Annotated in this window: 13 protein-coding genes and 1 pseudogene; 7 read left to right on the plus strand and 7 right to left on the minus strand. The window is 69.6% G+C overall.

The features are described 5' to 3' along the window. Positions 1 to 110: 110 nt before the first annotated feature. Positions 111 to 1,658, plus strand: coding sequence for an LCP family protein (locus tag ADK54_RS29910; protein ID WP_053728871.1), 1,548 nt, complete (start codon positions 111 to 113; stop codon positions 1,656 to 1,658). Positions 1,659 to 1,670: 12 nt separating this feature from the next. Further along, positions 1,671 to 3,038 (plus strand): hypothetical protein, encoded by a 1,368-nt coding sequence (locus tag ADK54_RS29915; protein WP_053728872.1) that lies wholly within the window; start codon positions 1,671 to 1,673, stop codon positions 3,036 to 3,038. 131 nt (positions 3,039 to 3,169) lie between these two features. Here ADK54_RS29915 and ADK54_RS29920 read toward each other — a convergent pair whose 3' ends face one another. From ADK54_RS29920 to ADK54_RS29940, 5 genes are all read right to left on the minus strand, one after another. Next, the gene (locus tag ADK54_RS29920) at positions 3,170 to 3,526 is read right to left on the minus strand and encodes an ArsR/SmtB family transcription factor (RefSeq protein WP_053728933.1); all 357 of its coding nucleotides are present in this window, start codon (positions 3,524 to 3,526) and stop codon (positions 3,170 to 3,172) included. A gap of 299 nt (positions 3,527 to 3,825) precedes the next feature. Next, positions 3,826 to 4,050 (minus strand): cold shock domain-containing protein, encoded by a 225-nt coding sequence (locus ADK54_RS29925; protein WP_053728873.1) that lies wholly within the window; start codon positions 4,048 to 4,050, stop codon positions 3,826 to 3,828. 90 nt (positions 4,051 to 4,140) lie between these two features. Continuing rightward, entirely contained in the window at positions 4,141 to 5,703 is a 1,563-nt protein-coding gene (locus ADK54_RS29930) for an LCP family protein (protein WP_078966740.1), read from the minus strand. Continuing rightward, the gene (locus ADK54_RS46315; protein WP_159047934.1) at positions 5,696 to 6,145 is read right to left on the minus strand and encodes a DUF6542 domain-containing protein; all 450 of its coding nucleotides are present in this window, start codon (positions 6,143 to 6,145) and stop codon (positions 5,696 to 5,698) included. The genes ADK54_RS29930 and ADK54_RS46315 overlap by 8 nt, the downstream gene beginning before the upstream one ends. 462 nt (positions 6,146 to 6,607) lie before the next feature. After that, positions 6,608 to 6,838 (minus strand): hypothetical protein, encoded by a 231-nt coding sequence (locus ADK54_RS29940; protein WP_053728875.1) that lies wholly within the window; start codon positions 6,836 to 6,838, stop codon positions 6,608 to 6,610. A gap of 288 nt (positions 6,839 to 7,126) precedes the next feature. On the opposite strand from ADK54_RS29940, the gene ADK54_RS29945 reads away from it, so the two are divergent. The 3 genes from ADK54_RS29945 to ADK54_RS43905 all read left to right on the plus strand — a co-directional run bounded on the left by ADK54_RS29945 (position 7,127) and on the right by ADK54_RS43905 (position 8,527). After that, positions 7,127 to 7,546 (plus strand): sec-independent translocase, encoded by a 420-nt coding sequence (locus tag ADK54_RS29945; RefSeq protein ID WP_053728876.1) that lies wholly within the window; start codon positions 7,127 to 7,129, stop codon positions 7,544 to 7,546. 133 nt (positions 7,547 to 7,679) lie between these two features. Beyond that, complete coding sequence (locus ADK54_RS29950) at positions 7,680 to 8,042, plus strand: hypothetical protein (RefSeq protein WP_053728877.1); 363 nt, start codon at positions 7,680 to 7,682, stop codon at positions 8,040 to 8,042. 197 nt (positions 8,043 to 8,239) lie between these two features. Then, the gene (locus ADK54_RS43905) at positions 8,240 to 8,527 is read left to right on the plus strand and encodes a hypothetical protein (protein ID WP_199827059.1); all 288 of its coding nucleotides are present in this window, start codon (positions 8,240 to 8,242) and stop codon (positions 8,525 to 8,527) included. Between the two features lie 93 nt (positions 8,528 to 8,620). Here the strand turns inward: ADK54_RS43905 and ADK54_RS29955 are convergent. Further along, positions 8,621 to 9,460, minus strand: a pseudogene (locus tag ADK54_RS29955) (cytochrome c oxidase assembly protein). 418 nt (positions 9,461 to 9,878) lie between these two features. On the opposite strand from ADK54_RS29955, the gene ADK54_RS29960 reads away from it, so the two are divergent. Beyond that, on the plus strand, positions 9,879 to 11,252 hold the full coding sequence (locus ADK54_RS29960) for an FtsW/RodA/SpoVE family cell cycle protein (RefSeq protein ID WP_053728935.1): 1,374 nt from the start codon (positions 9,879 to 9,881) through the stop codon (positions 11,250 to 11,252). A 480-nt stretch (positions 11,253 to 11,732) separates the two neighbouring features. On the opposite strand, the gene ADK54_RS48900 is transcribed toward ADK54_RS29960, so the two are convergent. Continuing rightward, positions 11,733 to 11,969: an SGM_5486 family transporter-associated protein gene (locus tag ADK54_RS48900; protein ID WP_107090649.1), complete on the minus strand. Its 237-nt coding sequence runs from the start codon at positions 11,967 to 11,969 to the stop codon at positions 11,733 to 11,735. A gap of 110 nt (positions 11,970 to 12,079) precedes the next feature. Here ADK54_RS48900 and ADK54_RS29965 point away from each other — a divergent pair, with 110 nt between their 5' ends. After that, entirely contained in the window at positions 12,080 to 12,808 is a 729-nt protein-coding gene (locus ADK54_RS29965; protein WP_053728878.1) for an MgtC/SapB family protein, read from the plus strand. Positions 12,809 to 12,902 lie beyond the last annotated feature (94 nt).

Here is a 12,902-nt window from a genome sequence, read left to right on the forward strand (position 1 = left end):
TCGACGGGATGCGCCCACGGGAAAGATTGCTACATTGCGCAACTGTACAACTGTGGGGTGGGTTGAATCGGCCCCTTCTTTGGTGAGCCGTACGGACAAGGGGCGCGCGAGTGGCAGGCAGTCGTAAGGCGTCGAGTCGGCGTCGTGGTGGTGGCCGGGCGCTGGAGGCGAGCCGGCGGCGCAAGCGCAGCAAGACGAAGGTCGGGATCTGGGTCGCGGTCTCGCTGCTCGTGCTGCTGACGGCCGGCGCTGGCTGGATCTACCTTCAGCTCGACGGCAACATCGAGACCTTCGGTGCGGACGGAATTTCCAACAACCGGCCGCCCGCCTCCGCGAACGGGTCGAACGTGCTGGTCATCGGCACGGACGCACGGACCGGAGGGAACAGCGACCTCGGTGGCGGCGACAAGAGTGACATCGGTCGCTCCGACACCGCCCTCCTGCTGCACGCCTATGCCGACCAGAAGCACGCCGTCGCGGTCTCCATCCCCCGCGACACTCTGGTCGACATCCCGCCGTGCAAACTCCCCGACGGCAATTGGACCAAGCCCCAGGCCAACACCATGTTCAACGCGGCCTACTCCGTGGGGCAAACCCCCAAGGGCAACCCCGCCTGCACCCAGAACACCGTCGAGAAGCTGACCGGCCTGCGCGTCGACCACACCGTGGTCGTCGACTTCAAGGGCTTCGCGAAGATGACCGAGGCCGTCGGCGGCGTCCAGGTCTGTCTGCCCCAGGACCTCTACCAAAAAGACCTCAACCCCAACCGCCCCACCCGCGGTGCCCAGATCTTCGCGAAGGGTCCGCAGACCGTCTCCGGCCAGAAGGCCCTGGACTACGTGCGCATCCGCCACGGCATCGGCGACGGCTCCGACATGGGCCGCATCAAACGCCAGCAAGCCTTCGTGGCCTCCCTGCTGAAAAAGGTGAAGAGCGACGGCCTGACTCCCACCAGCCTGCTCCCGCTCGCCAACGCCGCCACCGAGTCGCTGACCGTGGACCCCGGGCTCGGCTCCGCCCAGAAGCTCATCTCCTTCGCCATGTCGATGAAGAACATCGACCTGCACAACACCAAGTTCGTCACCCTCCCATGGCGCTACCAGGGCGCCCGTGTCGCCATCGTCCACCCGGACACCGAAGCCCTGTGGGCCGCGCTGAAGGCCGACCGCACCCTCGACGGCCAGGACGCGGGCAACCACCACGACGAGCAGGCCAGTGACTCGTCCCCGTCACCCAGCGCCACGGAATCGGTGTCCGGCACGGGCATCTCCGTCGCCGTGTACAACGGCACCACCGTCACCGGCCTGGCCGCCCGCGCCGCCGACGCCCTCAAGCAGCACGGCTTCACCGTCACCAGCACCGGCACCGCCACGGTCCGCACCCAGAGCAAGACCGTGATCGAGTACGGGCCCGGCGAGAAGGACCAGGCCGAGAAGGCCGCCCAAATCTTCCCCGGCGCGGAAGTCACCGCTACGGCCAAGCCCAGAGTCAAGATCATCCTGGGCAAGGTCTACGCCACCGACCCCACCTCGACGGCATCAACCGCACCGAGTGCGGTGCCCTCCGGTATCGCCGGGGGCGCCCGCTCCGCCGACGACGACCCCTGCTCCAACCTCTCGTACGGCTCAGTACGAGTCCCACCCGCCCGACGCACCTGAGGAGAATCCCCCATGCCCGCCTACCCCCGGGCCGCACGACCGAGCTGGGCCACGGCTCTGGCCGCGTCGCTGCTCGCCCTGGCCGCCGCGCTCATCCCCGTTCCCGCACATGCCGCGAGCGGCACGGCGACGGTGGCCGACGCACTCAAGAAGAGCCCGGTCTACGTCGATCCGCGGGCCGAGGCCCAGCTGCCGAAGCCGGATGCCGAGGCGCTCGCGAAGAAGATCAAGGACGCGGGTAAGCCCGTCTTCGTGGCCGTCCTGCCGCAGAGCGCCGAATTCCCTTCCGGCTCCGTCCTGAAGGACGTGCGCTCGCTCACCGGCATCACCGGGCTGTACGCGATCCGGCTCGGCGACGGCTTCAACGCGGGAGCCGATCGGCAGGTGATGGCCAAGAACGCCGTCGAGAACCTGGTGGGCGCCGTCAAGCGGTCCTCGCCTCCGGACGCGAAGACGGAGCTGAACGCCTTCGTCGACCAGGCCCTCCACCAGGCCAAGGGCAAGGCACCCGGCTCCTGGTCGGGCGGGGGCGAGGACGGCTCCGCCACTGCCGCCTGGCTCGCCGTCGGCGGGGTGCTCGTGGTGGGCGGCGGCGCCGGATACGCCATTCTGAGGCGGTCGCGGAAGAAGCGTGAGGAGCGCGAGCGCGCCGAACTGGACGCCCTGCGCACCGTGGTGGACGAGGACATCACCGCCTACGGCGAAGAACTCGACCGACTCGCCTTCACGCCCTCCGAGTCCGGCGCCACCGACGCCATGCGCAAGGATTACGAGCACGCCCTCGATGCCTACGACAAGGCGAAGGAGCAGACGGCGGCGGCCCGTGTGCCGCAGGACATCCAGGCGGTGACCGAGACGCTCGCCGACGGCCGGTTCGCCCTGGCCACCTTGGAAGCCAGGCGCGGCGGCCGACTTCTGCCCGAGCGCCGACTGCCGTGTTTCTTCGACCCCCGGCACGGCCCTTCGGTGACCGACGTTCAGTGGGCCCCGCCCGGGGGCAGCCCGCGCCCGGTTCCGGCCTGCGCCGACGACACCGCACGCGTCAACTCCGGGCAGGACCCCGAAGCCCGCACGGTCCACACCGACCAGGGCCCGCAGCCGTACTGGAACGCCGGGCCCGCCTACGCCCCTTGGGCGGGCGGCTACTTCGGCGGCGCCGCCGGCGGCATCCTCGGCGGCCTCCTCGTGGGCACCGTGCTCGGCGGCCTCATCAGCGCGCCGAGCGCGTTCGCCGAACCGGGCTTCGCCGGGCCCGAAAGCCTGCCCGGCGGCGGCGAGTCCAGCGGCTCCGACTTCAACCCGGCCGACTTCTCCGGAAGTTTTGGCGGCGGCGGGTTCGGCGGTGACTCGGGAGGCGACTTCGGCGGCGGCGACTGGTAGCCGTCACGGCCCCAGGCCCGGCCCCGGTGCCGCAACCGGGGCCGGCTCCACCCCGCAGCCAGTCGGCCAGTTCACTCTCAAGCTCCACTAGCTCCCCTGCATTGCCGACGGAGGTCGAACGGCTCCCGGCCTCAGGACCCCACAGAACACAGGAGACGTTCAGGGGCCTCATCGGCGGTCCGCCTCAGCTGACGCACCATCAACTGCACGACGGCGACGATGTCCTGGTCGTCCACGTAGTAGATCTGGCGACGTCCTTCGCGGCGTGAGCCCACGAGGCCGGCGAGTTTCAGCTTCGCCAGGTGCTGGCTCGTCGCAGGGAGCGCGCCGCCCAGCCGCTCCGCGAGCCCCGACACATCGCTCTCGCCCTGCGCCAGCGCCCACACGATGTGCAGGCGCGCGGGCGAAGCCAGCAGGCCGAACGCCGCTGCGGCGTCCGCCAGGACCTCCGCGGTCGGGTCCATGCGCTCGCCGCTGCCCGCTGCCATCTCGTCCACCCTCCCGTCGCGTCCCGGTCACGTCCCGTGCCCGGGGGCAGCCTCAGTGTAGGCACGGCACTTGCCGTCTTACAGGGAGACGCCCTGCGCGGGCTCCAGATAGTTACGCAACCGTGCAACGGATTATTGCCGCCAGGCATCCGGCGTCCCCGGACGCGGCCGGATTTCTGCCGCGCCACAACGATGGCACGGAGGCATCGCGTGCTGCCCCTGTGCGGGCGCATGAACATGGCTCGTCGGCGCCGGGCGGAGCCTTGGGACCCGCCGATGGCGGCGGGTCCCAAGGGGGCTCATTCGGCCATGCGGACGCGCTCTGCTAGGTGGACGTGTTCGGCATGGAGCTCGCCGGAGCCGGTCACCGCCACGTAGGTGACGCGCAGTCCTTCGGTGAGGAAGGTTGCGCCTTCGATGGCTTCGCGGCGGACCAGGACCTCACGGCCGTCGTCCCCGTCGATGTACCCGTACCCCTTGGCCTGGTTGAACCAGCGGACCACTCCGCTGACCCTGTCGTTCACTCCTCTTCCTCCCCGCTGTGTACTGGACTTACCTGTCCCTCTGCCGCCTGTGATGCCCTTTCCTGGGGGGCGCACGCCGGAAGCGCCGGGTCAGTTGACGCAGGGCACGCCACCGGCCTTCACCGCCGGCCCGCTGTCCCCGCTGTCCGCCGCGGAGGCGGAGTCGCTGGGAGCGGGCGCAGGCGCCTTGCTGTTCGGGGGTGTGTAGTCGCGGCCCAGTGTGACGCGGACGTGTCCGGCCGGAATGGCGGAGCTGGCGGTGGCCGTACCCGACTTGAGGCGGGACGCGATCTGCTGGGCGGCCTGCTGTGCGCCTGCCCCGTAGGCCACGGTGGTGTGGGCCTGGGCGGGCGCGTTGCCGGTCTGTCCCGCGGTGTAGCCGAGTGCGGTCAGGGCGTTGAGCTCGGTGTCGGCGAGACCGCCGGTGCCGTTGCCGTTGCGGACGTCCACGGTGGCCGGCGCGGCCTTCGCGCCGGCCTTGGAGTCGCCGTCATCGGGCGCGGCGGACGAGGCGGGGCTGGGGCCGAAGGTCTGCTGAACGATTGCTTTGATCTTCTCGGCGTCGACGAGGTTGACCGATTCGCCCTTGCGGGTGGCGAATCCGGTGATGGGCAGGGTGTGGAACTCGACGTTGCCGCCGGTGAGGTTGGGTGCTTGCTGAGCGAAGTCCAGTACGTGCCAGGCACTGTCGAGGACCAGGTCCTTCTTCACGACCCCGAACAGCCCCTGCAGCTTGCCGAGGTCGCCGAAGAGGCCCTCGTCCTTGAGCTGGTGGGTGACGCTGGAGATGAATGCCTGCTGGCGGCGGGTGCGGTCGAGGTCGCCGTTGTCGAGGCCGTGGCGCTGGCGGACGAAGGCGAGGGCCTGCTTGGCGTCGACCTTCTGTACCCCGGCCGGGAAGTCCGCGCCGGAATAGCGGTCCTTGACCGGGTGCTTGAGGCAGACGGTGATGGGCTGAAGGACTTTGGCGATGTCGTAGAAGCCGAGCAGGTTGACCTCGGCGAAGTGGTCGATCGGCACGCCGGTGAACTGCTGCACGGTGGCGAGCGTCGCCTCGCGCCCGGCCTCGCGGCTCTTGCCTTCGAGGTCCGGGCCTTTGATGCCCTGCTTGGACAGGCGTTCGCTGGCGCCGGTGTAGGCGTTGGCGTACGCCTCCTTTATCTTGTGCTCGCCCTGGGAGGAGCCGTCGCCGTTGAGGGTCTCCACGTAGTCGTCCCGGGGAATGGAGAACGCGCTGACTTTGCCGCCGTCCGCCGGGATGTGCATCAGGATCAGCGTGTTGGTGTTGTAGTAGCCGATATCGCTGGACCCTGCGTGCAACTGGTCCTGGACGAACTCCTTGGGCAGGTCGTTGCCGTCCATGTCCTTGCGTGAATCGAGGCCTATCAGCAAGAGGTTCACCGAACTGTCCAGGTGCTTGGGCGCGTTCTTCTTCACGGCGTCCAGGGCATCCGACGTAGTGAGGCCGTTCGTCAGTGACCGGTACGCGAACCACGTCACGCCACAGGCGATGAGCACGACGGCGGAGGTCAGCCACACCATGGCGCGCAGGGCGAGGACCCACCGCGGTCGGCGGGTACGGCCGTCGGCCGGTGAGCCGGGCGACGACTTGCGGCGGCGGTTCTGCGGGCGGGAGGAAGGGTTGTCAGGCATGGTCGCGCCTCCTGCTGCGCAGGGACTGGAGGCCGAGTACCGCCAGCACGGCCAGTACCGTGCACTCTGCGGCGGCCATGGCGGGGAAGGCGGCTACCGCCCACCGGATCAGGTCCGTGGACGTCGACTTGCCGCCGGAGCTGGAAGGCCCGGTCAACAGGTGCACGGCCGCGGCCAGCGCGGCGACCACCAGGGCAGGCAGCGGCGCCACCCACGACAGAGCCTTTCGCCTCACCCCCAGCACGGCCGACGCGGCCGCACCGGCCACACCGCCCACCAGCAGCCCCCATCCGGAACCGGAACCACCTACGGCATCGACACAGGCACCCACCAGCGGCGGGACCAGCAGGGCCAGCGCCAGGGCCGAACGCGTGGGCCCTCGGCCGCGGGCCGGGCCGGACCGATGCCCGGCGGACACTCCCGGCGGCACAGAATCGGGCACTGGCCGCTCCCCCTGTACGGGCGTGCCACCACCGGGGCCCCGGCGTGGTGGATTGCCGCCCGGCACGGCCGGAGATCGCTGCTGCATGCACCCGTCCCTCATGACTCAGTCCGAGAGGCTCCCCTCCCGCGACCCCAATACGGCCACCCCTCATGCCGTTACCGCAGAGGAAGACGAGCCGCCCACCCCATTAGTTGCAGACTTACGCAATCTCGCAAGCATCACGGCTGTGACGAGAGTCACTAACCCGGGGTGGCTGCCCGGACTGGCCGCCTGAAGCCCTCGGGCTGATCCGTGCCGGACGGGCCGGTAACCGCGGACGGCGCGGCGCGAACTGCTTCACTCCGGCCCTGGCCACAGCTCCACACCACCCCCGCAGTCGTGTTCCAGCTCACGGACCTGGCTCGCGTACACGCGGTGGAGCAGGCGGTGCGTCTCACGGGCCAGCCGCAACCACTCCCCCTACATACGGGAGCGCCTGCGGTTCGCGCGCACCGGATGCAGGGTGCCTCCCGCCGCGATGCAGGCCCCGACTCCGCTCGTCACGTTGGTGCAGTTGCCGCCGATCAGCTCGACCGTCCCGCTCGGGGTGAGGATATGCGCGAGCGGCAGCACGATCAGACAGATGCCGAGTGCGGTCAGGAAGACGCCATGCGCCTTGCCGGCCAGGACGCGGAAGCAGAGCGAGGGCACGGTCGAAACGCCCCTCAGGGTGGGCGATATCCGTCAGCGACTCGACGGGCGCCGCCCCCCATCCTGGCCCCCGGCTCACCCGCGGGAGGGGCGGACGCGCCGAACTCTGCACTCATGCCAGAACCTCCGGATTCCGCCGGGCTGAACACGCAGTGGTTCCTCTACTACGGCTGGGAGGACGAACCGCGACACCGGATGGTTCCCTACTTGCGCAACCTTTAAAGTGTTGAGGGTGTGGCTCGCCGTGCTCGCGGCGTGCGGGCGCTTTGTCGATCAAGGAGCGAGCGGATGTTCAGTGAACTGAGCCCGATGAAAGTGGTCACCATCGCCATCGTCGCGATCTTCATCTTCGGGCCGGACAAGCTGCCCGAGTTCATCCGCAACGCGACCGGCGTCCTGCGCAAGGTGCGGGCCTTCGCGGACAGCGCCAAACAGGACCTCCGTTCAGAACTCGGCCCGGAGTTCAAGGATTTCGAGTTCGAGGACCTCCACCCGAAGACCTTCGTACGCAAACACGTGCTGGACGGCGACAGCCTCGCCGGGGTGGAGGAGATCCGCAGCGCCCTCGACCCGCGCCCCGAACTGGCGGAGATCACGGCCGCCGTGCGCGACACAGCCGACGGCCGGGCGCCGGGTGCCGGCTCACTGGCCAAGGGCGCACAAGCAACGCCGCCGACGCGACACGTGTTCGACCCCGACGCCACGTGACCGCCGACCGGCCAGGCAGCTCACACCACTGACGCCCTCCGACGAAGTGCCGCACGCCAGGAACGAGTTGGGCGTGCCCGTTCTAGACTTTCCCCCTCGGTTGTGGTGCTCGACCAGGACAGGGGGCAGCGCCGTGGAGTGGACGAAGCTGTGGCTCCAGGAGCCCGAGGAGCACGATTTTCCGGCGGCGGCCGACTACCTCAGCCTGTTGCTCAACGCGGACGAGGTGAAGCGCATCGTCGACGCCCTGCGCACGGCCCCCACCCAGACGAAGAAGGCGAAGGACATCATGCGGGCCTCGACTCTGCCGCTGCTGCCTGCCGACAACATCCACGTCAAGCACAACATCCAGAAGGTCAAGTCCGGCAAGAAGCTCTCCCCCGTGCTCCTGGTCTCCGGTACTCCGCTGGTCATCGCCGACGGCTACCACCGAGTCTGTGCCGCCTACCACCTGACGGAAGACCTGGTCGTGCCCTGCCGGATCACCGGCCGCTAGACCGCCGCCGGACTCCCCGCAGCACCTGGGCACCTGCTCGTTCGGCACGACTTCCTGGCGCATGATCACATCCAGATGATTGCCGGATTACGCAACTGGGCAACCCTCTCGGGTGTAACCGTCAACGCCGAGGGGTGCAATTGCCACAGGAACAGCTTCCGTCAACGGGCAGCGCGAACCTGCGCATTGGGGCGGCCATGGCCCAGATAGAGGGCCTCTACACGGCCCTGCGCCTCACCGGCCCCGGCCCTCGCAGGGAGCAGCTGGCTGCCGATCTCGCACGCGCCGCCCAGAGGCTCTCCGCCATAGCCCTCGCCACCGCAGGAGCGGACGTGATCATCCCGCCGCGCTCGCGCTGGCAGCGCCGCCGTGCGCTCGCGGCCCGCGGAGCCAACTGGCTCATCACCCGCACCTCCCGGCCCACACCCGACGGCCCGAGCCCAAAGGAAAAAGGGGCATCCGGCAAGGGGATGCCACCTATGTAAGACCCGCAGGGGGCTGCGGGGGCGGCGGTCGTGAACCTCAAGCCCAGTCTGCAACCGGCACTTTACGCCGTGGATGACGACCGGAACGCCTTGCTACCCACGTGGGCGCTGTCGGCGGATACGTTCGGCGATCTCGCTGTCCTCGGATTCCCACCAAGGGCGGACCAGGTCCACGTTCTGCCCCTGTGGCTGCCCAGGAAGGGCGGGTGAGGGGGTGAGTTCCGTCTGAAGGCGGCGGTCCAGCGCAGCCGCCTCCGCGCGGTCGGCGCGGGCCCACTGGACCAGGATCGCGAGCAGGAAGGGCACCGCGACCAGTTCGGCGATGCTGAGCATCGCGCCGCCGCCGAGCTGTTGGTCATGGTGGGCATCGGGCGCCCAGGACGGCGCGTGGTGCCGGCACCAGTCGCCCGCGATCAAGGTGCTGCCAGCCATCACCACGATGCCCGGCAGGGCGTCGACGATGCCGTCGAGGAAGACCAGTGCCCCGCGTACCGGATGCGTGCACCAGGACGGTGCTGACGAGCGGGAACGTGAGCAGCCGCACCAGGAGCCCGGTCGTCGCCCGCCGGACCCGCTGTGCCGCGCGGTCGGGTAACGCGCGAGCAGCCAGCTGCAGCGGGTCGCCGAGCGCGAGGCCGAGTGGTGCGATCAGGTCGAGGAGCACGTTCTGGACCGCGGCCGGCCAGAACAGCGCGCGGCCGTACACAGCGAGCGCAGACATCGTCGCCACCACGAGCGCGCCAAGCCCCAGCAGCACGAATGCAGCACAACGAACCAGCGGCCAGCGCACACCGCGCCGTTCCAGACGCAGCGCCCCCCAGCCGTACAGCCCGCCCAGGACGGCGACGAGAACAGCGCCGGAACGTCCAACTCCCAGCAGGACACGGCCGTTCCCGCGGTCAGCTCCTTCACCTCAGCCGCACTCCATGCCATGCCGACCGCCCCTCGCTCCCGGCTCGCGCTGGGGCCCCAACCCGGTTCACGCTAGACCCGCCTGGCGGGCCGGGTGTCGCGGGAGCGGGCAAGAGGGCAGCAGCGCCTTCCCAGCGCCAGGTGCTCCGTCGTTAGGCGGCTCACCCGGTGTCCGCCGCTTCGGACGGCGGGCCGTATTGTGGTCGCGATTAGTTGCATAATGGCGCAACTTAGCAAGTGTCTATGAAGAGAGCCACACCCGGAACCGGCTCAGGCCGCCCGCCGTCCTTCGATGCGTTGGCATCGCGAGCAACGGCGTAGCCATGCACCCGGGGCTGTGGCTCTTTCAGGGTGGGAGGTTTTCGTGCGGAGAGTGGCGAACGTGACCCGATCTCGGTCTGCAATGGGTGCGGGCTCCGAGGACGACTACGGGCACACGATGTCGTTCGCGGCGCTCGCGCAGGCGCCCAACCGGCGGCGCGCCGAGGCATGGCTGCTCGGCTTCGTCGTACTGATCACCGTCGGCGGCTACACCTGCACCGGTCTCTCCATGGACGGCCGGCTGCCCTCGGGGCTGCCCGGGTTCGCCGCCGCCGTCTTCCTGCTCGCGCTGGTGCCGCACCTGGCGGTGCGGCGCTGGGCGTCGAGGGCCGATCCACTGCTCCTGCCGCTCGCCCTGCTGCTGACCGGGCTCGGCCTGGTGCTGATGTACCGGCTCGACATCACCTACGCGGCCGAGCCCCGCCTGAGGATCCCCCAGGCCGGCAGCGGCCAGCTGATGTGGACGGTCATCGGGGTGGCCGTCTGCGTCGGCGTGCTGGTCATCCTGCGTGATCACCGCTGGTTGCAGCGGTACCTGTATCTGATGATGGCGGTCGCCCTGGTACTGCTGATGGCTCCGGCGTTCTTCGGCGCCGACCAGTTCGGCGCCAAGCGGTGGATCATGCTGGGGCCGCTGTCCGTGCAGCCCGGCGAATTCGTGAAGATCATGATCGCGGTGTTCTTCGCCGGTTATCTCACGGTCAACCGCGACGCGCTCGCCCTGACCGGCCGACGCCTCCTCGGCATGAGGCTGCCGCCCGGCCGGCAGATGGCGCCGATCGCGACGATCTGGGTGCTCAGCCTGCTGGTGCTCATCTTCGAGCGAGACCTCGGTACGTCCCTGATCTTCTTCGGCCTCTTCGTGATCATGCTGTACATGGCCACCGAGCGCACCAGCTGGGTGGTGTGCGGCCTGCTCATGGCCGTGGTCGGGGCCGGGGTGGTCGGCTCGATGGAGCCGCACGTCCACGGCCGAGTGGTGGCCTGGCTGCACCCCATGGATGCCTTCACGCCCGCCGGGCAGAAGGCCGGGATCTCCGAACAGCTCGGCCAGGCCCTGTTCAGCTTCGGCAGCGGCGGCATCACCGGCACCGGCCTCGGCCAGGGCCACCCCGAACTCATCGGGTTCGCAGGCAACAGCGACTTCATCCTCACCACCGTCGGTGAAGAGCTCGGCCTGGCCGGGGTGATGGCCGTCCTGCTCCTGTACGGCCTCCTCGCGCAGCGCGGACTGCGCATCGGCGTCCTGGCCCGCGACCCGTTCGGCAAACTCCTGGCGGTCGGCCTGTCCAGCGCGCTCCTGCTCCAGGTATTCGTCGTCTCGGGCGGCGTCATGGGCCTGATCCCGCTAACCGGCAAGGCCCTGCCGTTCCTCGCCAAGGGCGGCTCCTCCATGGTCGCCAACTGGCTGATGGTGGCCCTGCTGATCCGCATCAGCGACAGCGCCCAGCGCCGGCGCGAACCGACCGCCAAACCCTCACCTCAGCCGTAACATCCCACACCCACCCGACAGGATACGAACCCATGGGCCGATGAATACCCCTCAGAGGCGCCGCTCCTCCCTTACAGCGACCCCAGCAGGGAGGTCAAGGGTGAACCCGCCGTCAGCGAGCGGACCGTCAGGTCATCCGGTCAGGCGGGAACCGCCGGGATCTCGTCGATCCCGGCCGAGGCGGCTCGAAGATGCACTTCGTACCAAGCGTGCGGATTCCTGCGAGCCCGAGACGCACACGAGGAACAAGGGGGACCACGGCCTGCACCGTCACCTCGGCTGGGACGTGGCCGTCGACAAGAAGGCGGACCGCTGGGACGCCAAGCACCGCATCTGGAAGCACGGGAAGTAGCAGCACCCCTCTCCCGGCGGGGACCGGGAGAGCGCCTGACCCGCCCCAGCGTTCGGCGACGAGCGTGGGCGGGCCTGTGCTTCTTATGGTATGGGGCGTGAGGGGGCGGTCTCGCTCCCTGCGGTCTTTCACGCCATCCGCGCAGCGATCACCGCCCCGATGGCGATGGCACCGAGGATGCCCGCGATCACGGCGAGCATCCTCAGCAGCTTTCGGTGACCGTCCATGGGATTCGGTTCAAGAACAGGCAGGCGCTTCAGCCTCACACGAGGACCGAACTGCGCCCCAGAAGCTCCCCGTAGGAGCCTGGAGCCGGTGAGGAGGCGGGGCGCATGGATGACAGTCACAGTAGACAGGGCCGGCATCGGCCCCGCATCCGTCTGTCCACACACCTTTCCGACACGCTGTAACGCCAGTCCGTTGTGCGCCTTGTCTGGTCGGCCACCCTGCCGGCAAGGGGCGATAGGAGGCCGCCATGGCTGACCTGACTACCTTCGACTTCGCCCTGCGGCTCGCCGTGGGTGTCGGCTGCGGGGCCCTGATCGGTATCGAGCGGCAGTGGCGTGCCCGCATGGCGGGACTGCGCACCAATGCGCTGGTGGCAGCCGGTGCGACCCTGTTCGTCCTCTACAGCGAGGCGGTCGGCGACGCGGGCAGCCCGACGAGAGTCGCCTCCTACGTCGTCTCCGGCATCGGCTTCCTCGGCGGTGGCGTCATCCTGCGCGACGGCGCCTCCGTACGCGGCCTCAACACCGCGGCCACCCTGTGGTGTTCGGCCGCCGTCGGAGTCCTGGCAGCCTCCAGCCACCTGGAACTGGCCCTGATCGGCACGGGCGCGGTCCTCGCCGTCCACCTGGCGCTGCGGCCCGCCGGACGGCTCATCGACCGGGTTCCCCAGCATGACCCCGACACCGAAGGGGTACGCGCCACCGTCCACCTCGTGTGCGACCGCAGCGAGGACGCCCACATCCGCGCCCTGCTCCTGCAGTCCATGGCGAGCAGCGGACTCACCCCCACCGGCCTGCGCGTGCGCCGCGAGGACGACGACACCACCGAACTGCGGGCAGTCGTCGCAGTCGGCGGCGACCCCGCCCGCGCCCTGGAACAGCTCATCGCCCGGCTGTCGCTCGAACCCGGCATCCACGACCTGCACTGGCACCTGGACCCAACCGCCACCGAAGACGAACGGGACGCCGTGGCATGAACGACCACGGCCTTCCACCGGAACGCCGCGCCGTGCGGCTCGCCGCCCACCACCTGGCCGAGGAGGCGCCGGATCTGGTGGCGGCCTCCGCCGA

This window comes from Streptomyces sp. WM6378 (assembly GCF_001279695.1).
Classification (GTDB): domain Bacteria; phylum Actinomycetota; class Actinomycetes; order Streptomycetales; family Streptomycetaceae; genus Streptomyces.

Coding starts and splice junctions, on each gene's coding strand:
- ADK54_RS29915 (WP_053728872.1), top strand. CDS start 1,671: ATGCCCGCCTACCCCCGGGCCGCACGACCGAGCTGGGCCACGGCTCTG.
- ADK54_RS29920 (WP_053728933.1), bottom strand. CDS start 3,526: ATGGCAGCGGGCAGCGGCGAGCGCATGGACCCGACCGCGGAGGTCCTG.
- ADK54_RS29930 (WP_078966740.1), bottom strand. CDS start 5,703: ATGCCTGACAACCCTTCCTCCCGCCCGCAGAACCGCCGCCGCAAGTCG.
- ADK54_RS29945 (WP_053728876.1), top strand. CDS start 7,127: ATGTTCAGTGAACTGAGCCCGATGAAAGTGGTCACCATCGCCATCGTC.
- ADK54_RS43905 (WP_199827059.1), top strand. CDS start 8,240: ATGGCCCAGATAGAGGGCCTCTACACGGCCCTGCGCCTCACCGGCCCC.
- ADK54_RS29960 (WP_053728935.1), top strand. CDS start 9,879: ATGTCGTTCGCGGCGCTCGCGCAGGCGCCCAACCGGCGGCGCGCCGAG.
- ADK54_RS48900 (WP_107090649.1), bottom strand. CDS start 11,969: ATGCCGGCCCTGTCTACTGTGACTGTCATCCATGCGCCCCGCCTCCTC.
- ADK54_RS29965 (WP_053728878.1), top strand. CDS start 12,080: ATGGCTGACCTGACTACCTTCGACTTCGCCCTGCGGCTCGCCGTGGGT.